This window comes from Paenibacillus sp. HB172176 (assembly GCF_011947265.1).
Lineage (GTDB): Bacteria > Bacillota > Bacilli > Paenibacillales > Paenibacillaceae > Pristimantibacillus.
The window spans coordinates 346,753-364,899 of the sequence record NZ_JAATHD010000005.1 but is presented as its reverse complement, the minus strand read 5'-3'; the positions used below and the strand labels follow the sequence as shown (position 1 = coordinate 364,899).

Genomic DNA, 18,147 nt, shown 5'->3' with positions numbered 1-18,147 from the left:
CCGGATTCATCACGCCAAGCTGTTACAACCGTTCCTGGACGAACTGAATGGTCGACTCGAATTGGTGTTTCTGCCGCCTTACAGCCCGCAGTTGAATATTGTTGAAGGGCTCTGGAAATGGCTAAAATCCAATGTAATCAACAATGTGTTCTATCACACCGTTGCCGACATTCGAAAAAACGTCGGGTTGTTCATGGACGAAATTATGAAAAACCCAAGTTCCATTATCGATCGGCTTTGTGTCAGGATGTAACTATCGATTTCTTTAGTTCAAATTATATAAAAAGCATGCGTTGCATCCAGTTTTTATTCAAGCTCATATCACTCCTGTCAGGTCGCTTCTGTTACTATAGCACATGCCTATTTAAAAAATTATAACGATCCGATATCCAATATTTTTTTAATAAACCGAAATTGCAAGCGCCGCCATTATACAGGGGCGACCATTCGCGATCATCATGGATAATTTCACGCGAAATAGCGCACGCTATGCGGGGGTAACCATTTTAAGGCAAGAAAGGGGCAGCGAAATTGAAGAAAGTAAGCGAATTGATGTCGAGTGACTGCAAATGCGTGACTTTGCGAGACAATGTATATGAGATTGCCGTTATTATGGCGGAGAATGATATTGGATTTGTCCCTGTCGTCCATGTAGAGGACAGCGGCAAGCTGCTAGGGGTAGTGACAGATCGCGATTTGGTCGTGCGCGGCTACGCGAAGAAACGTCCGGGGTCTTGTCCCGTTCAAGATGTGATGAGCGAGGCAATCATTACGGTTTCTCCGGATATGGACGCGGAAGAAGCCGCTGATTTGATGGCGGCTCATCAAATTCGGCGCCTACCCGTTGTAGAGAACGATCGACTGGTCGGCGTGCTTGCTCTTGGGGATCTATCATTGGGCAATACGACCGGAGAGGATGCAGGACAAGCGTTAAGCGAAATTTCCGAGGACCAGCGTACACAAATTCAATAAAATACAAACTTGTTAGGAGGATAACTATGGATAATACGAATGAGTTTGTTCAACAAGTGCAAGACAGCCAGCGCAAGGCTCAGAAGAACAAAAAACGTGGTCAAGGACAAGAGAATGCCGTTCTTGCGAGCAAGCAGCACGGCACCAAGAAATAACGCAAAGAAGGATACGCAGTCTCGATAAACACGGGACCGTATCCTTTTTTTTGTACGCTCAAATGAAGGCGTCTAACACCTCTGCGATCTTGGAGCTTTCGATCAAATCCGACTTTCTGCCGACTCTGAACTCGTTCAATGCGTTTGTTTTGTGCACGACAACAACGAAATTCCTTCCCGGCATCAGCATATGCTTTAGCTTTATTGCATCATGATGCGTGCGCATTGGATATTTTTTGCCTGTGAGAAATTCCTCCGTCTTATAGATTAGCGCAAAGAAAGAGGGCGAGGGATAGGTTACGCGTGCGAGTCTATGATGAATGGAATCATAAATATATCCTTGCTGCGTGACAATGGCTTGTATGTCCGGCTTTACCGTCGCGCCGCGCAATCTCTCCATATAATCTTTCGCGAACATGTTATCTGAATCCAGCCGCACGGAATAGGTCAAGCTCGCATCCTTTAAAGCTTCTGCTGCGATGGATCTCGACTGGCTCGCCGGCACAAATCGAATATTCGGAGGAAGCTTCTCATATCGGCTCAGCGCCTCCTTGATCATCTGCTCCGTCTCATCCTTGTACAGGAACAGTGCAGTGAAGTCGCTGCTTGTCTGCTGCTTCAAGCATTTCGCCGTATATTTCATTGTGATTTCCATGCGGTAATTAATCCAGTTCCGATCATAGATTTGTTTGCTATACTCTCTGCTATTGAATGGAATTTCCATTATGACGCCAATGTCCTTCATTTCGCTCGCCTGCCTCTCGCATTCTATTCAACTTTATATGCTATGCGAGCTCAGAGCCTGAAGTGTGGACGGGCAAGATTTATTGGCAATGAGACAGGATAATTATGATCGTTATATTTCGTGTATAAAAAAATGGCGGCGCTTAGGGAGAAAACCTAAGCGCCGCCATTTCAATTGTGTTGCTTACCTTTTTGTTGCTTACCTCATCATGTAGTGGTAATGATTCGATTGCTCCAACATCGCTTGGACCCAGAGTCCAATATTAGCTTGATTGGAGGACATGCTGCCACTGCTATAAGAGTAATCATCATTATCCGATGAAGCTTGATACATCGTTTCGGAGGAAGCATCTACATTTGCTTGTACCCCCACACCTGCATCAATGTTGCTAGCTGTTTCGTTCCAAGTGCTGTTGTTGTCGTTGTCTGACGCATAGCTTGCGCTCGTGTCCGACTCGGCTGTTGCTGCAACGTTCAGACCCAGACCCGCTTGCACTTCCGTACTGCTTTCGCTCATGGATGCCGTTTGGTCGTTGTCCCACTCGTCGTTCGACTCATAGCTTGCGCTCGTGTTCGACTCCGCTGCCGCAGCCACGTTCAGGCCCAGACCCGCTTGCACATCCGTGCTGCTTTCGCTCTCGGATGCCGTTTGGTCGTTGTCCCACTCGTCGTTCGACTCATAGCTTGCGCTCGTGTCCGACTCGGCTGTTGCTGCAACGTTCAGACCCAGACCCGCTTGCACATCCGTGCTGCTTTCGCTTACGGATAGCATCCCGCTTCCATTCGAACGACTGTTTGAATAATCACTCTCATAGGAAGACTCAGCGCTGATCTGCGTATCTACATTCACGCCAATTCCTAGACCAAGTCCAAGACCATTCTGAGTTAAACTGGAAGCATGAGTAACACCGGAAGCAACAATTCCGCCAACTAACAACGCACCTGAGAACATAGAAACCTTCACCCATTGTGGACATTTTTTCATTTTACAAACACTCCTTCTCATTTTTAATTAGTGGTCAATCTTGGTTGAGTGAGAAGAAGATGTTTGCGGCGGGCGTTCCGGCGGCGGTTGACACCACTGATCCAGACCCAATGAATAATTTTCAGCTAATCGCACGCTGGTGCGATTAAGCTTCTCTGATTGAAAGATTCCTGTCACAACCGGCTGCATATTCCACGCAGCTCCCTGCGCACCAGCGCCGACTTGCGAAGATTGATTGCCTCCACTGTTCGTATTGACAACGATTGCCGTAACCTTCAATTGATTATCCTGATCCTTATTCGGCCCCGATTGAGAAGAAGTATGTTCTTTCCCTTGTTTCACTTGTTCAGTCGGTTTCGTATCAGGCTTTGATGGACTTTTCGGCGATTCAGGAGCAAGCCTCACTGTCACATCCACTGTTGGTAAGGCTGTGGGCTCTTCCTTTGACGCAGCCGTTGGTTCTGCTGTCAGGCTCTCGGATGTTTCCTCAGTCGGCGATGTTGTTGCGATTCCAACGTCATCTGTCGTCGGCGTCGCTTTGGGCACCGTGATTGTAACAGTCGCAATCGGTGACGACGTTTCCGGAACCAATGTCGGCTCTGCAGTTGGCGCTAGTGAAGGTAAGTCCTCTACAGAATCAGGAATATTAGGCAATGCGGTAGTTTCCATATCGATATCTACATCGACGATTGGTGTATCAATCAACAAATCCGAATCATCATCTTCGCCTTCAATTTGAAGGATCGATGAATCGTCCGTTGATATCTCTGTATTCACTTTAGGAAGGTCAATGGAAGCGACAGGCGTTTCAATCTGAACGGATGGTGTTGTCACCTCTACCGAAGGAATCAATCCATCACCAGACACCTGCGCTTTGGGCGTTTCCACTTCTGCAACAGGCGTATCGATCTTCAAGGATGGCAAGTCTAGCGACAATAATCCGTCTCCCGAGTCTTCATCGCTAGTCGAGCTTTCATCCGGCACAGCTTCATTCCCATCTGCGCTTTTAGAATCTGCCTCCGCTTGCGGTTCTTCCTCTTGAACGATCCCACTAATCACATCGCCTAATATTCCCGCGGACACCTGCGGCGCGAACATGGCTTGCAGAACGAACCCCAGCGCCACCAGGCATCCTGTTATTCCGGACAACATCAGAACAGATCGTATTCTGTTTGTGTCGATCAATTGTCGTTTCACCTCCTCCCTCTGTATACTTTAGAATGATTTCGCTTGATATGTAGTGACACGCAATTCACAAGCGTTTGGATCACTCTTGAGACTATTAACCTTGAGAGGAGGGATTGAAACGAATTTATACAGGATCTACTCCTGCTTATATCTAGCTTACAATTTCTCGACACAGAGGGATATATACTGGAGTTTTTCCGGTCTGGTAGGCGGAATGGAGTAAAGGAGGCTATATATAATGGAGCTTTTCCTGTTTATGCAGAAAAACCAGCTTCCGAATATGATTCATGCGATTCATACACAGCACTGCTATACGCGAAACAAGCCATTGCCATTCAGAGGCACAATCGGAGCTTCATCCTTCAGAAGACCGCGGGACTGGCCTCGAAACGCCACATCAATCAGCCACTTCGTGAATGGCGCAACATTCATTGTCTCCATCTCTTCTACGCTATAGAAGCCTGCGGCATCCACCTCCACATCGTCGGGAGTCGGGTCGCCGCTTATATATTCCATTTCGAACGCAATATATACATTATGAATAGCTCTAGGCTGATCTCTCAATGCCGCTACGCCGAGCACCTCGGCAACAACTCCGCATTCTTCCAGCACCTCTCGCTCAATGGTCTCCTCAATCGGCTCCAATTGTTCGATATAGCCTCCTGGATTCGTCCAATACCCCTTGCCCGGCTCCTGCGCCCTTCGCACAAGCAGCAGCTTGTCATCCTTCTTCACCAACGCCCCGGCGCCAATACTGTAGTTGCCCCAGTGCACGAAGCTGCAAGACTTGCAAGCCCGTCTTTGAACACCGTCCACCTCGCGCGTCTCCATCTCCTGTCCGCAGCTTGAACAAAACTTCACTTCCATCTCCCACACCTTCTCTTTCTCTATACTGTGTCATAATTTTAACCAACAAATGAGCAGATGGCTACCGCAATTTACTTCTCGTACTCCTGATTTCAATCCATACCTTCTGAAATCCTCACAATGCTCTTCATAATGCCGCATCCTTCGACCCATCCCCGCCAGAGACGATGCTTACAGCTTCCTCTTCATTCGGCACGCGCGCGAGCAGGATCATGCCGATCAGGAATAAGATTACAAGACTAAACACGCCGATATTCGACTTCCCCGTCAACTGGGAGGTCAAGCCTACTAGCAGCGGCCCCATAACAGAAGCGAATTTTCCAAAAATATTGTAAAAACCAAAAAACTGGTTCGCCTTCTCCTTAGGCACCATCCGGGCAAAGTAAGCGCGGCTAAGCGCCTGAATCCCGCCTTGCGACGAGGCGACAAGCATAGCCAGAATCCAGAAATCGAGCGCCGATTTCATGAAATACGCATACACACACACGATGATATAGATGATGATGCCGACATACAACATTTTTTTGCCGGAGAATCGGTCAGCAAGCCTGCCGAATAGAATGGCAAAGGGAGCAGCCACTACTTGCGTCACAAAGAGAATAATAAGGAGAGTTGTCGATTCGATTCCAAGATCGCTTCCGTAAGCGGTGGACATCGTAATAATCGTGCCGACACCATCAATGTAGAAGAAATAAGCGAGCAGGAATAGAAATAGTGCGCGGTATTCCTTGATTTCCGAAAGCGTTTCTCCGAGGCGCTTGAAGCTGTTCACAATAAGCCGCGGCTCCCTTGGGCGGAAATGCTTCTGCGCGACATTCCGCAGCATTGGCAGCGAAAATCCGAGCCACCAGACCGCCGTAATGAAAAAAGCCATTTTGCTGGCGGTTGGGGTTGACAGGGGCAGAATCTCCTCTTGCGCCAAAATGATAATAGCGATGGCAACAATAAACGGAATCGTACTGCCAATATAGCCGATTGCAAAGCCCCGGGAGGAGATGCGATTCATTCGGCTCTCCTCGGTGACATCGACAAGAAAGGCGTCGTAGAACACATTCGAGCCTGAAGCGCCAATCGCCGCAATGGTGTAGAAGATAAGCAGCAGCAGCCAATGCTCGCCCGGCACGAAGGTCAGAAAGGCCGTGAACGTCACGCCGAGCAAGCTGAAGAAGCCAAACATCTTCTTCTTCATTCCTTCATAATCGGCAATAGTGCCCAAAATCGGCGCAAGTATCGCCAGAATGAAGGTTGCGATCGCGACGGTGTAGCCCAGATAGGCGGTTGAGTTGGCCGCCTCAATGCCTGCGTCTTCCGCTGCCGCTTTGAAGAACAACGGGAAGACTGCAGTGGAAATAATAACCGAATGAGCCGAGGTCCCCGAATCATACAGCATCCAGCTTTTCTCTGTTTTTGTGAACGGTTTCATGTTTATAACCTCCGACGTAGAATTCTAACCCTATTGTACAAGAAATCCTCGTCGGTGAATGTTAAGTTCCTGCGTATTCCAAAAAATATTTTTGGCGGGGATTGGGGCAGTTCTCTTCGATGCCATTCTCGTCATGATGCGAGAAACGCCTCCCGACTTCTCCTGAAAGGAGACCGGGAGGCGTTTCTTCTTAGGAAACATGGCATCAGTACATTGCTTGCTTCATGCTATCCTTGCAGACAGTCCTTTGCCTGGTTCGGCAAACATGCATATGCGGCTTAGACTGTCCAAGCTTTTCACGAATTGAGCTTGACACTACTGCCAACCCAGCGTTTACGCGTAGGCCGGCAATCACTTCGCTCACATGATATATACCCATGCTTGCGATTTTGAAACATTTAAACCCGAAAATCTATAGCGTTCTGAGCAATTCCGTTTTTGGCAGCGGCGCTCCCGTTATTGCTCGAAACATTTTGCACAGCTTGCGCATTTTGCGTCTTATTCGCTTGTTGACGAGCGATTTGCTGCTGAATCATCTGAATTTGCTGTTGAAGCTGCTGGGTCTTCGCTTGCTTCGTTTTCTCATCCTCTTTGCTGGCAGCTATATCCTTCAGCTCTGTCTGGAGCTTCTCTAGCTGCTTCTCCAAAGCCGCCGTGTCGTTTGAGCTAGTGCTTGTTGAATAGAATGACGCGCTGTTTCCCGATACCGAAGATAAATTCATATGATAATCAGCTCCTGTGCATATGGTTTCCATTATTATACTTGCACAACGATCTTCCAACATGAAAGCAGCCTGAAGATCTGCTGAAAATCATCTTGCGGATTTCCCGCATACCGGGATTAATTCATTTTTCGGGGAAATATCAGCTTGCATACCGTTCCCTTGCCTACTTCGCTCTTAATATCGATCTTGCCGTTCATCTTCTTAATAATTGCGAATGAGACCATTGTACCAAGCCCGGTCCCCTTATCCTTCGTCGAATAATAAGGAATGCCCAACCTCTTAATTTGCTCGGAGCTCATGCCGACTCCGTTATCCTGGACCGAAACGGTTACGGACTCATTCGAGCACTGCATGCCCAGCCTCAGCATTCCTCCTTTGCTCATAGCCTCGATGGCGTTTTTCCCGATATTAATAATAGCTTGTCTGAATTTGTACTTGTCTCCAAGAATAATGACCTTGGAATCGGAGCCCGATTCCGTCTCGACCCCAATATTATTATAAACAGCGTAAGTGTTAAGGAGATTCGACAGATAATCAAGCTCATCTCTCACGTGTATATCTTCAACCGTCTCAGGATCCGGCTTTGCCAGCGACAGATAGTCGTTAATAATGATCTCCGCTCTCTGGAGCTCCTCCAGACAAATTTGCTTGTAATAGCTGTTCTTCTCTTTGCTTATGTTGTCGGAGCCCAGCAATTGGATGAATCCCTTCACCACAGTCAGCGGATTTCGAATCTCATGGGCCACAGAAGCGGCGAGATCGCTTACAATCATAATCTTCTCGCTTCTGGCGATTTCCTCTTGCATGTGAAAATGTCTGTTTAGAAACTCAATCAAATAAACGCAAAGAGCAATGACAGCCGCTTGAATCAGATAGGTTTCTACAATTGCAATCGGTTTGTTGAACAGCAACTCTATTTGGTCGATTGCTCTAAGATAAATTGTGAATGTGAGGAGCTTGATCAGGAAGCTTAACAGAATCGCGAATATTATCTTGCTAGAGAGCTTCATGCCGGCAAATCTTTTGACCATCAGGGCCATAATTATCATGCTGGGCAGTAACGCAAGCGCGTACATTATTCCATGAGGACTGCCCATACAATATCGATAGATTTGCAAGGTGACATAGAGCAATCCCAGCACAGGAAGCCCGCCGTACAAGGAGCCCAGCACCAGAGGAACAGAACGAAAATCATATATGATTCCGCCCACCTTTATCGGAAAGGTCATCGTTATGACGAGCGCGAATGCGAACAGACTGTACATGAATAGTGGATAGAGGAACGGATTGGATTTGGTTTTGTAGATGTAAGGATAGAATACGAGCGGAGAAAAGATAAAGAAAACATTAATAATGAAATCTTTGAAATAGACCAGCATAGCAGCCTCCGTTGGAATGAGACATCTTTCTTTATCTTAATCACTAGAATAGCATAACTGCGCAGCAAAAAGCCTGACATCCCTTTACAATTAGGACCTCAGGCGCAACTTTATACTGGAGCTTTTCCAGTTGAATAAGCAAAAGAGCAAGTCATGTCAGAATATGCTGGATTAACGCATCAGGAAGCTGCGAAGATTCATATGGGACTGCATGAATCTGCTCACTGTCCAGAGGAACCGAAAGGAAGGGAGCTATACGTTATTAAGCGGCCACGACAGATTTGCCTACCCGAACCATGAAAGCAAAGGTTGACGAGCTGCTGCGTACTAAATAAAAACAGCACTGATATGATTATTCACCGCCGCCTCCAATCCCCTGACGGGATAATGCTATCGCCCCCGTTGCTCTTCAAATAGAAGTACGTCCATGCCCTGTATTTGCCCTGATTCACGTAAACTTCCGCTTGCTCCCTCTCGTACAGATTCCTCGCATCTCCTGAACCGAAGTAATCCTCAAGCTCGTCTATCTTCTGCAGCATAACCTCATCGATGCAGTACAGTTCACCAAGCACCGTTGCCCCTCCCTGACTTCAATAGGCCGGGATAACCGCAGCCGGTATCGATAAGGCTTCCGTTCGTGCAGACATTCCGAGCAACCAGCTCAGCTTCAGACAAGTATTCTGCATTTTCCTCCCCCTTGAGAAGGGTACCGTATACGAAGATCATCGAATAATGGTACGAACCGAAACCGATAATGCTTGGTCCCCACATCTTCGCCTCATAACCTTTACGAAAATAGAGCTGCCCCAAAAGTCATGAATGACTCTCGAAGCAACTCTACACTCTATTTCGTGTATATCTCTACCCCTTGACTGCGCCTGCCGTCAAACCGCTGACAATATACTTCTGCGCAAAGATGTACAGAATGAGCACCGGAAGCGAGGTCAATACGAGATCGGCAAAGATAAGATTCCAATCCCGGCTGAACTTGCCGTAGAAATTGTAAACGGATAACGGCATCGTCCAGGTCGAGCTGTCGGTCAGGAAATAGATTGGAATCGTAATATCATTCCATACCGACATGAATACCATAATCGCCACGGTCGCGTTAACCGGAATAATGAGCGGCGTGATAATTCGGAAGAAGACGCGGAACAGATTCGCTCCTTCCAGGAAGGCCACCTCATCAAGCACCTTGGGAATGGTCTTGATAAATCCGCTGTACAGGAACATACTGAATGCGGTATTGAGCGCCGCGTAAATGAAGATAACGCTGGACACGCTGCCGTAAAAGCCCATCCATTGCACCACGCGAATGGTTGTGATTGTCGACATCGGCGCGATCAGTCCCATGAAGAAGAACAAATACAGGAAGCTGGAAAGCTTGCTCTCTCTGCGGGCCAGAACGAACGCCGCCGCCGATGACGTGACAATGTTCAGGATGGCGGACAGACTTGTGATAAGAATGCCGTTCCAGAAGGCCCTCATGAGTCCGCCTTCTTCGAATACCTTCTTGTAGTTCGAGAATTGCCAGTTTTCCGGCAATCTGATCTTGAATGAGCTGACCTCGGCACTGGTCATGAACGAACCGAAAATCATCAGCAGCAAAGGAATAATAATGAGCAGAGATGCCAAGATGAGAAGGATCTCGACAATATAGTTGCGTATGGTCAATTTGCGTGAGAAACTCATTATTCGGTAACCTCCTTGCGCCGCATGAACATCAGCAATGGAATCGCGATGATCGTAACGATGACGAACAACAGCGTATTAACCGCCGTGCCCAGCCCCCAGTTTCCTTCACCGAAGGCGCGTAGAATGATCGTGCCGACAACCTGAGACGCGTTGCCCGGTCCGCCGCCCGTCAAGACGTACACTTCCGAGAATACCTTCAGACCGCCAATAAGCGTCAGCATCAGGTTTATATTGATCGCCGGAAGCAGCAGCGGCAGTGTAATATTGAAGAAGCTCTTCCAAGAGCCGGCGCCGTCAATCGTAGCCGCTTCATAATATTCCTTGGAGATGGACTGCAAGCCTGCCAAATAGATCGCCATCTGGAATCCGACCTGCTGCCAGATCGACACGGCGGCAATCGTTAAAATAACGATTGAAGGATCCGTTAACCATGCTTGACCCAGCGAGCCTAGTCCGATTGTTTCGAGAGCGCGATTAACCATTCCTTCTGTTCTAAGCATCGGGGTGAAGATAATGCTAATCACCAAGATGCTTAGAATAGAAGGCGAATAGAAGATGGCACGCAGCAAATTACGCGTCTTTAATTTCATATTCAAAGCAACTGCCAGCGCGATGCCCAGCACGTTCTTGCCGACGACCGTAACAATCGCGAAGATCAATGTGTTCTTCATTGCCAGCAAAAGTGTAGTGTCCGTAAATATTTTTTTGAAATTATCCAATCCAATGAAGGATATCGTCAAACGATCCAGACGCCAGTCCGTGAAGGAATAGTACAGACCGATAATTGCCGGCACAACGAAGAATAGGCAATAGATCAGAAGCGCCGGCCAGACCAAGTAATAAGCGTACATGCTCTTCATTTGTTTCATGCTCTCACATCCCATAAGTCTTTATATTTAGAAAAAAAAAGCGGAAACGGCCGCTGTTGCACGTTCATCTGCGGCCGTTCGTTCATTTTCGTTCAAGCAGTTGATTTCTTGCAATTAGAATCCTTCTACGCCCATATCCTTCATCAGCTCTGCGAATTTATCGTTCCAGGTTTTCATAACCTGCTCGGAAGTTTTCGCGCCGGCGAACTGATCCTGCAAGCTTCTGTACAGCTCGCTGCGATCCACGAGCATATAAGCGTCCATTGTCAAGGTCGTGTTCTTTGGCGTGATGTAGTTATCCACGATTTCTTGTTTATAAGCCGGAAGCTCCGGAGTCTCTACATCCGTAAAGTTCGAAACATAGCTTTGCTCGTTTACAATCTTCTGCGCTACATCCTTCTGCGCGATAAACGCAAGGAATTTCTTCGCTTCTTCGAGATGCTTGGCTTTCTTGGGGATAAACAATTGACCGCCGAGCGGGCTTGCGCCTAGCTTCGGATTGTCAGTGGCAGGAATTGCAAACAGTCCGATATTCATATCAGGATCCTGCATTACAATATCTTGGATGAGCCAGTCGCCCATGAATTCCATCGCCACTTCTTTGTTCAGGAATTTACCAACGGACATATCGTAGCTGTCGCTTAGGATATCCGTATTCGTATAGCCCTTCTTGTACAGCTCGTATTGTTGATCGAGGAAGCTTTGAAGCTCCGGAACATCCGTCCATTTCCGCTTGTTCGCGTTCAGATCCTCGAACATCGTCGGATCGTTCTTGGCCGCATAATCCGCGAAAGCGGCTCCTGGATAGACATTGGCTGCCCAAGCATCCTTAAATGGCATGAAGATCGGCGTTACGCCGCTTGCTTTGATCGCCTCGCACACGGCAAGGAATTCATCGTAAGTTGTAGGAACTTCCAGGCCTAGATCCTTGAACATGTCTTTGTTATAGACAACGCCTTGCATGCCGGTGTCTTGGCTGACATGGAAGCTGTAGACATGTCCGTATGCGGAAAGCACGTCCTTGTTCGCGACTCTGCTTACCCATGGCTCATCGTCAAGAATTTCGAAATTGCGCTCCAGGTTTAGATCGGTTGTCGCGCTTGCGAGATTGTATTGAACAATGTCCGGCGCTTCGTCTACCGCCAATTTGGTTTGAAGAACGGTCGTTGTTTGTTCCGCAGGCAGCAGCTGCAAATTGACCTTGATGTTCGTCTCTGCTTCGAATTCGTCAAGCAAGGATTGCTCGACGAACGCGGAATCCTGCGAGCTCTTCGAAATGGCCAGCTCGATCGTTACTTTTCCGTTTTTGTCTGTAGTGTTTCCGTTTGCATTATTGTTGCTTCCGCATGCTGTAAGCGAAATCGCCAGCAATGCCGTCGCAACCCCCATTGAAAAGCGCTTTGCATTTTGTTTCAATTTGTTTCCTCCTCGTAAAGTGAATTGGATCATTGTTAGGTGCTGCATGTCGTTACAACTACGATTATAGAGCTAGAATTCATGAAGTTACATGGCTCACCGTTACCGTTGATGTGTAATATTCTGAACTGCAGACGACTTGTGATCTCTGCCCGGTCAATGGTACAGTAGGAGCATTATATACTCCCGGAGGGATGAATTTGGCACTATTCAACCAAAAAAGACGCCTTTTTCCCATACATGCCAGTTTGCAAACCAAGCTGCTTCTAACCTTCTTAATTCTGCTTGTTATCGTGCTTTGCTGCTTCCTGGCCTATGTCAACTGGATGGTTATCAAGCCCTTGAAGCAAAACAGCGAAAGCGAAAAGCTGGTCACCGCGTCAACCGCCAGCAACCTGCTCGATGAATACATGAATAGCCAAATTCAGCTGTCCCATCGTATTATATCCAACAAACAGATCTTTACTATCCTGTCCAGCGGCTTATCCTCCACTCATACCGCGGCAGGGCTCAATCAAAGCAGGGATTTGAAGGACATGATGTTCGAGGCGATCGGACCGACGATGAGCATTCGCGACATGATTATTTTCACAACCGAAAGACAAGCGATCGCTTCCTATGTCGGCTACTTCGATAACCCGACCGCTCTCCCTGCAGAAATTGCTGAACGCCTCACTTCGGGGGATGCGAAGCATGGCTATGTGCTAAGTCGTTTCCCATCCGGATTTATGGCTTTCTCGCGAGCGATCCTTAATCAGAACGGTCAAATTTACGGTTATCTGTCCATCGTGCTTAATCCCTCCTATCTGGAACTGCCGACGGAGAATATCAAGGTCGGGGATATGTATATTCTGGACGAGAATATGCAGGTAGTAGCGAGCTCCAGTCCGTTAGACGAAAATGCCGAACTGCCTGATCTTCATATCGAAGAGGAACATAGCAGCGGCATGTACAAGGATGGAGCCGGCAACTATACTGCATACAACCGCTCAGAGATAACGGGCTGGACAACCTATTTGGTGACGCCGCAAAAGACGGTTCTCGGACCGGTGAATTCCGTCATGAATTTGTCTATTTTGCTGATGACGGCCTTGATGCTGTTTTCCTTTATTTATATTTATTTCTCATCCAAAAGCTTTCTGCTGCCGATACGCAAGCTTCGCAATCAGATTACCCGCATTCAATACAGCAATCTGAACGTGAAGGTAGACAGCAGATCCCATAATAATGAACTTATCGCGCTGAATGATTCCTTCCAGGAGCTGCTCGGCAGACTTCAGCAATCCATCGAACGGGAGAAGCTGGCGCTGCATGAGGAAGTAAAGGCAAGAAATTCGGCGCTGCAAGCGCAAATCGCGCCGCATTTCATCCATAATGCCCTCTATCTGATCAGCATAGCCGCACAGGAAGGCAAGAACGAGGCAGTCGTGGACATGAGCAAGCGCTTGTCTGACAGCCTGCGTTATATTGTGTCATCGCCTTACCAGCATGTGACGCTGGCGGAAGAGCTCGCTCATACCCGCAACTATTTGTCGCTGGTGGAACGGAATTATGAAGATGATCTGGAATGGACAGTCTCCGCTGATCATTCCGCCGAATTAATCCAGCTGCCGCGACTGGTCATTCAGCCTTTTGTCGAGAATTGCATCGAGCATGCGTTTACGAACACCGATCCTCCATGGCGAATCGATATTCGAGTGAAGCTTTATAACGGGATATGGGCCATTGAAATCAGCGATAATGGAGACGGCATGGATGAGAACAAGATCAAGGAAATTATGAATAATATCGTGAATTCCGAAGATCGCGAGCATGAGCTCCATATTCACGCTTCAGGGATAGGCAATATGGGCGTCGTCAATACAGTAAACCGGCTTAAGCTGATGTACAAGAATCGATTGTTCTTCAATCTCTATAACAATACGGGAGAAGAGAGAGGCGTTACCGTGCAGATTATCGCTTCCTTGACCGAGGACTTTTATTGACTAAGAAAAGGGGGAAAAAGCATGTTCAAGATCCTGATTGCCGAAGACAGCAAGCCGATTCTTCGCAATATAAGATCGCATTTGGAATCGGCCGAGCTTCCCATCACTGTAGCCGCTGCGGTATCCAACGGCGAAGAAGCGCTGACATGGCTCGGACAGAATCCCGTCGATATTCTGCTGACGGATATTCGTATGCCGAAGCTCGACGGCATGGCTCTGATCGAGCAAGCGAGGAAGCTGTACCCTCAGCTGAAGGTCGTGCTCATCAGCTCCTACAGCGATTTCGAATACACGAGAAAAGCGCTGAATCTTCAGGTATTCGACTATTTGCTAAAGCCCGTGGAGAAGCAAACATTAATTGAGGTTATCGAACGCGTCATCGATCAGCTCAAGGAGCGGCGCACCGATAAACTTGACTATTTCCGAGGCGTCGTTTCTCATGAATTTCTGTCGCATATTCAGCTTGACGAAGCCTTCTATCAGCAAGAATCCAAATTCATGCTGTTGCTGCGCCAGCAGCCCTTCACGCCCGTTAATACGGATGCGAATGCGGGAACTATTCAGAATTTAATCTCTCTCACCTGCTCCCCGCATCCCTGCAGAGTCTTCCCGTTAGAGAAGGAAGATCGTTTTCTTGTTCTCACCGAAACCTTTGTCATCGAAACCTACAAGAACGCTTGCGACTGGATGGAAGCGGTATCGAAAACCTTGCGCGAGCATCATATGCCCATGTCCATGGCGAGCAGCTTTCAACCTGTGGAGCTCAGCGGATTGAATGTACATTACGACAAGCTTGAGCAGGCACTCCATGAAGAACTGAGAGTAGCCATGCCCGTATTCATCGATCTTCAGCGCAGATACGCGCCGCACCGCGAGCATGAGAATGAGAGAATGCTGGCCCAATTCTCAGATATGATCGAGCAGCGACACAAAGAGCAATTTCTGTTAAAGCTCTCCGAACAGCTGCAGAGATGGCAGCTCGACACGGTTCGCGTCTCCACGCTGGATGATTTATTGCAAATGATTGCCGAGACGTTCGTGAAGGCCTCTCAAGCAAGCGAATCCCCCGAATGGGAAGCGCTCGCGGATGAAGCGGGTCGAATGCTAGAACTGGACAGCTACGAGAGCTTCTGTCAAGCATTGCTGGAATGGTCCGAATACGGCTTCGATCTAGTAATCGCCCAGAACCGCAAGAGCGCCGACGAGCTGTTCCAGCAAATCGACAGCTATTTAAAGCTGAACAAATATTCGCAGCTTTCGATATCCGACATCGCCGCGAAATTCCATGTCAGCCCAAGCTATGTGAGCCGCATTATGAAACGCTGCACGAACCAAACCTTCGTTCATTATTACATGAAGCTGAAAATCGACGAAGCCTGCATGCTGCTGCAAACAAAGCCGGACATGCTCATCAAAGAGATTTCTGATGCTCTCGCGTTCAGCGATCAGCATTATTTCTCGAAGGTGTTCAAGGAGTATGCCGGCTGCAGCCCGTCCGAATATAGGGAGAACTGAATTCAGGCATCGATAAGTAACAGAATAATTCGAATCCGATTGGCGAAAAGTAAGGGGAATTATGCAAGATAAAGGAGATTTTCGCCATGAGGGTAGCCATAATGGGGGCAGGCTTGTCCGGATTAGCTTGCGCGGCCACGCTGGAGAAGCATGGGATCGAACCGGTCCTATACGAGAAGCGCAGCCGAATAGGTGATCGATTTGTGTATGGAGAGGTCATGCTGTCTCTGTTCACCAAGCCAGCGCATGACAGCATCGCGGCGCTGTCCGAGCAATTCGGAATATATTTGCGACCCATTGCCGCTATTGAACGAATGCGTATATTTTCGCCAACGAAGAAGGCCGTAATCGAAGGACAGCTGGGCTTCACCAATCAAAGAGGCCGTGTTCCCAACACCTATGAAGCGCAGCTCGGCGAAGAGGTGAAGGCGAAGATTCATTATCATTCGAACAAAACCTATTCCGAGCTGCTCGAGCAATATACGCATGTCGTTGTCGCTACCGGCGATCCGCAGACAGCCAAAGATACCGGCAATTTCAGAGAGGATTTCACCGTAACGTTGAAGGGAGCCACGGTCGAGGGACGTTTCGACACCATGGAGGTCGCGGTTTGGATGGATTATCATCTTGCTCCCTACGGCTACGGTTATCTCATTCCCTTCTCGGAGACACAAGCCAATCTTGTGCTCGCCGTCCCGGAAATCGAGAAAAACCGGCATCTCGATGCGGAGCGGCAATGGGGAATGGTGCATGCTCAAGCCCAGAATGAACTGATGCAGCCGTTGCAAGTGAGTGATCATTTCCATATTCACGGGTATTCGATAGGCCTTTGCGATGCCGGCAGAATTGGCAACACCTTCTATGTTGGCAACTGCTTCGGCGCCCTCATGCCCTTCCTTGGCTTTGGCCAATACTGCTCGCTGCTGACCGGCATTTACGCAGCCTACGATTTATGCGGCAAGGGCAACTACGAGAAGCTGACCAAGCCGCTGCGTGACAGCTATGAGCGATCCCTGATACTGCGACGGGGCGCGGAACGACTCACGAATGATTCTCTGGATCTCATCGTCCATGCCTTGAACGGCTATTGGGGCGACAAGCTGTTCCAGACGAAGGTTGTCGATCCTCTCAAAATTATCTCATTCCTGCTGCGGCCCTTCATCCGAGAGAAGGAGCCTTCTAAGACGCTGAGGTGAAACGCCTCGATATGCCTTGAATTGTTTACTGAAATAACTGGGATGGGAGAAACCGCATAGATATGCAATCTGAGTGATGCTCTGATTCGATGTGAGAAGCCTCTTCTCTGCTTCAGTTATTCGCAAGCAATGGATATGCTCGCTGAACGTTTTGCCGACTAATTGTTTAAAAACTCGACAAAAATGGCTGTAACTCATATTACACATAGCGGCGGCCATATTGGGGGAAATAGGCTCGTTATAATGCTGTCGTACATATTCGAGCATGGATTCGAACTGTTCCGTATATCGACGATTCAAGCTCTTCTTTGAAGTCGCCGAAAAATCCAGAGCCTTATTAGTGCGCCTCTCGCGAAGAAACCAAAGAAAGAGACGTAACATATCGGATCGGATAACAAGCTTGTATCCATAAGCCTTTCTCCTGTACTCGAAGCAGAGTTGTTGCATAATGTCCGGAATATAAGTCCTCCTGATTCTCTCGTTGTCAAAATGACTGTCAAAGAATGGGCATTCTGCAATAAAATCCGATTGATATCTGGATTCCATTACGCCCGCATTGTACATGATATCAGGGATGCAGCGAATTACCAAATATCGAGCAGAACTTCCCCGCTTTACGGCTACAGAATGAACCTTATGAGCATTGATAAATATCAATTCTCCTTCAGATGCACAAAATCGTTCCCCTTCCATCATCATTAGCAATGTTCCCTGGAACACATAGAGAATTTCAAGATGGCTATGCCAATGCGAGCGATATATGAAACCCTCTTCGCCCACTTCTTGTATATCGCAATGAAAAGGAAACTCGACAGCGCAACCGACAAATAATTTTTCTTCAGGGCAGTAATTCATGCATACCACATCCCTATGATAGATTTCTGTTATTTTTTGATAGGGTCTGTATATCATCCTTACTTCCAGAATGGTAACCTTTCTCTGAATAGATAACGATAGAAAGGTTGGTTACCATTATGAGTTTCAATCCGAAGAGCAGCTGGAAGCTATTCCATTCAAACCTGCAGTTGACATT

General features: G+C 47.8%; 17 protein-coding genes and 1 pseudogene. 6 read left to right on the top strand and 12 right to left on the bottom strand.

Annotated elements, in window-relative coordinates:
* The 3 genes from HFP08_RS10330 to HFP08_RS10320 all read left to right on the top strand — a co-directional run.
* A partial coding sequence (locus tag HFP08_RS10330; protein ID WP_206109208.1) for a transposase occupies positions 1 to 253 on the top strand: 253 nt, incomplete at its 5' end.
* A gap of 278 nt (positions 254 to 531) precedes the next feature.
* Positions 532 to 972 (top strand): CBS domain-containing protein, encoded by a 441-nt coding sequence (locus tag HFP08_RS10325; protein WP_168120508.1) that lies wholly within the window; start codon positions 532 to 534, stop codon positions 970 to 972.
* Between the two features lie 26 nt (positions 973 to 998).
* A complete protein-coding gene (locus tag HFP08_RS10320; protein ID WP_168120507.1) occupies positions 999 to 1,127 on the top strand; it encodes a DUF4023 family protein in 129 nt (42 codons plus the stop codon).
* A gap of 58 nt (positions 1,128 to 1,185) precedes the next feature.
* On the opposite strand, the gene HFP08_RS10315 is transcribed toward HFP08_RS10320, so the two are convergent.
* The 11 genes and pseudogenes from HFP08_RS10315 to HFP08_RS10260 all read right to left on the bottom strand — a co-directional run bounded on the left by HFP08_RS10315 (position 1,186) and on the right by HFP08_RS10260 (position 12,391).
* Positions 1,186 to 1,872: a glycosyltransferase gene (locus tag HFP08_RS10315; protein WP_168120506.1), complete on the bottom strand. Its 687-nt coding sequence runs from the start codon at positions 1,870 to 1,872 to the stop codon at positions 1,186 to 1,188.
* A gap of 198 nt (positions 1,873 to 2,070) precedes the next feature.
* Positions 2,071 to 2,856, bottom strand: a complete 786-nt coding sequence (locus HFP08_RS10310) for a hypothetical protein (RefSeq protein WP_168120505.1) — start codon at positions 2,854 to 2,856, stop codon at positions 2,071 to 2,073.
* A 27-nt stretch (positions 2,857 to 2,883) separates the two neighbouring features.
* Positions 2,884 to 4,041 (bottom strand): dihydrolipoyllysine-residue succinyltransferase component of 2-oxoglutarate dehydrogenase complex, encoded by a 1,158-nt coding sequence (locus tag HFP08_RS10305; protein ID WP_168120504.1) that lies wholly within the window; start codon positions 4,039 to 4,041, stop codon positions 2,884 to 2,886.
* Between the two features lie 312 nt (positions 4,042 to 4,353).
* A complete protein-coding gene (locus HFP08_RS10300; protein ID WP_168120503.1) occupies positions 4,354 to 4,911 on the bottom strand; it encodes an NUDIX hydrolase in 558 nt (185 codons plus the stop codon).
* A gap of 127 nt (positions 4,912 to 5,038) precedes the next feature.
* Positions 5,039 to 6,334: an MFS transporter gene (locus tag HFP08_RS10295; RefSeq protein WP_168120502.1), complete on the bottom strand. Its 1,296-nt coding sequence runs from the start codon at positions 6,332 to 6,334 to the stop codon at positions 5,039 to 5,041.
* Positions 6,335 to 6,732: 398 nt separating this feature from the next.
* Positions 6,733 to 7,056 carry a FlxA-like family protein gene (locus HFP08_RS10290; protein WP_168120501.1) on the bottom strand — a complete coding sequence of 108 codons (324 nt, stop codon included), beginning with the start codon at positions 7,054 to 7,056 and terminating at the stop codon, positions 6,733 to 6,735.
* 119 nt (positions 7,057 to 7,175) lie between these two features.
* A complete protein-coding gene (locus HFP08_RS10285) occupies positions 7,176 to 8,438 on the bottom strand; it encodes an ATP-binding protein (protein ID WP_168120500.1) in 1,263 nt (420 codons plus the stop codon).
* 356 nt (positions 8,439 to 8,794) lie between these two features.
* Positions 8,795 to 9,164 (bottom strand): annotated as a pseudogene (locus HFP08_RS29590) (gamma-glutamylcyclotransferase family protein).
* Between the two features lie 135 nt (positions 9,165 to 9,299).
* The gene (locus tag HFP08_RS10270) at positions 9,300 to 10,130 is read right to left on the bottom strand and encodes a carbohydrate ABC transporter permease (protein WP_168120497.1); all 831 of its coding nucleotides are present in this window, start codon (positions 10,128 to 10,130) and stop codon (positions 9,300 to 9,302) included.
* Entirely contained in the window at positions 10,130 to 11,002 is an 873-nt protein-coding gene (locus HFP08_RS10265; RefSeq protein WP_168120496.1) for a carbohydrate ABC transporter permease, read from the bottom strand. The genes HFP08_RS10270 and HFP08_RS10265 overlap by 1 nt, the downstream gene beginning before the upstream one ends.
* A 114-nt stretch (positions 11,003 to 11,116) precedes the next feature.
* A complete protein-coding gene (locus HFP08_RS10260; protein ID WP_481856557.1) occupies positions 11,117 to 12,391 on the bottom strand; it encodes an ABC transporter substrate-binding protein in 1,275 nt (424 codons plus the stop codon).
* Positions 12,392 to 12,612: 221 nt separating this feature from the next.
* Between HFP08_RS10260 and HFP08_RS10255 the strand changes: the two genes are divergently transcribed.
* The 3 genes from HFP08_RS10255 to HFP08_RS10245 all read left to right on the top strand — a co-directional run bounded on the left by HFP08_RS10255 (position 12,613) and on the right by HFP08_RS10245 (position 17,114).
* The gene (locus HFP08_RS10255; protein WP_168120494.1) at positions 12,613 to 14,403 is read left to right on the top strand and encodes a sensor histidine kinase; all 1,791 of its coding nucleotides are present in this window, start codon (positions 12,613 to 12,615) and stop codon (positions 14,401 to 14,403) included.
* Between the two features lie 21 nt (positions 14,404 to 14,424).
* The gene (locus tag HFP08_RS10250; protein ID WP_168120493.1) at positions 14,425 to 15,918 is read left to right on the top strand and encodes a response regulator; all 1,494 of its coding nucleotides are present in this window, start codon (positions 14,425 to 14,427) and stop codon (positions 15,916 to 15,918) included.
* 86 nt (positions 15,919 to 16,004) lie between these two features.
* A complete protein-coding gene (locus tag HFP08_RS10245; RefSeq protein WP_168120492.1) occupies positions 16,005 to 17,114 on the top strand; it encodes an NAD(P)/FAD-dependent oxidoreductase in 1,110 nt (369 codons plus the stop codon).
* On the opposite strand, the gene HFP08_RS10240 is transcribed toward HFP08_RS10245, so the two are convergent.
* Complete coding sequence (locus tag HFP08_RS10240; RefSeq protein ID WP_168120491.1) at positions 17,058 to 17,969, bottom strand: helix-turn-helix transcriptional regulator; 912 nt, start codon at positions 17,967 to 17,969, stop codon at positions 17,058 to 17,060. The genes HFP08_RS10245 and HFP08_RS10240 overlap by 57 nt on opposite strands.
* Between the last annotated feature and the right edge of the window lie 178 nt (positions 17,970 to 18,147).

Bases quoted from the DNA above. Each gene is read 5' to 3' on its own strand.
- HFP08_RS10260 (WP_481856557.1), bottom strand. From the start codon at position 12,391: ATGGGGGTTGCGACGGCATTGCTGGCGATTTCGCTTACAGCATGCGGA.
- HFP08_RS10315 (WP_168120506.1), bottom strand. From the start codon at position 1,872: ATGAAGGACATTGGCGTCATAATGGAAATTCCATTCAATAGCAGAGAG.
- HFP08_RS10255 (WP_168120494.1), top strand. From the start codon at position 12,613: ATGAATTTGGCACTATTCAACCAAAAAAGACGCCTTTTTCCCATACAT.
- HFP08_RS10285 (WP_168120500.1), bottom strand. From the start codon at position 8,438: ATGCTGGTCTATTTCAAAGATTTCATTATTAATGTTTTCTTTATCTTT.
- HFP08_RS10310 (WP_168120505.1), bottom strand. From the start codon at position 2,856: ATGAAAAAATGTCCACAATGGGTGAAGGTTTCTATGTTCTCAGGTGCG.
- HFP08_RS10250 (WP_168120493.1), top strand. From the start codon at position 14,425: ATGTTCAAGATCCTGATTGCCGAAGACAGCAAGCCGATTCTTCGCAAT.
- HFP08_RS10265 (WP_168120496.1), bottom strand. From the start codon at position 11,002: ATGAAACAAATGAAGAGCATGTACGCTTATTACTTGGTCTGGCCGGCG.
- HFP08_RS10240 (WP_168120491.1), bottom strand. From the start codon at position 17,969: ATGAATTACTGCCCTGAAGAAAAATTATTTGTCGGTTGCGCTGTCGAG.
- HFP08_RS10290 (WP_168120501.1), bottom strand. From the start codon at position 7,056: ATGAATTTATCTTCGGTATCGGGAAACAGCGCGTCATTCTATTCAACA.
- HFP08_RS10295 (WP_168120502.1), bottom strand. From the start codon at position 6,334: ATGAAACCGTTCACAAAAACAGAGAAAAGCTGGATGCTGTATGATTCG.
- HFP08_RS10270 (WP_168120497.1), bottom strand. From the start codon at position 10,130: ATGAGTTTCTCACGCAAATTGACCATACGCAACTATATTGTCGAGATC.
- HFP08_RS10320 (WP_168120507.1), top strand. From the start codon at position 999: ATGGATAATACGAATGAGTTTGTTCAACAAGTGCAAGACAGCCAGCGC.
- HFP08_RS10245 (WP_168120492.1), top strand. From the start codon at position 16,005: ATGAGGGTAGCCATAATGGGGGCAGGCTTGTCCGGATTAGCTTGCGCG.
- HFP08_RS10300 (WP_168120503.1), bottom strand. From the start codon at position 4,911: ATGGAAGTGAAGTTTTGTTCAAGCTGCGGACAGGAGATGGAGACGCGC.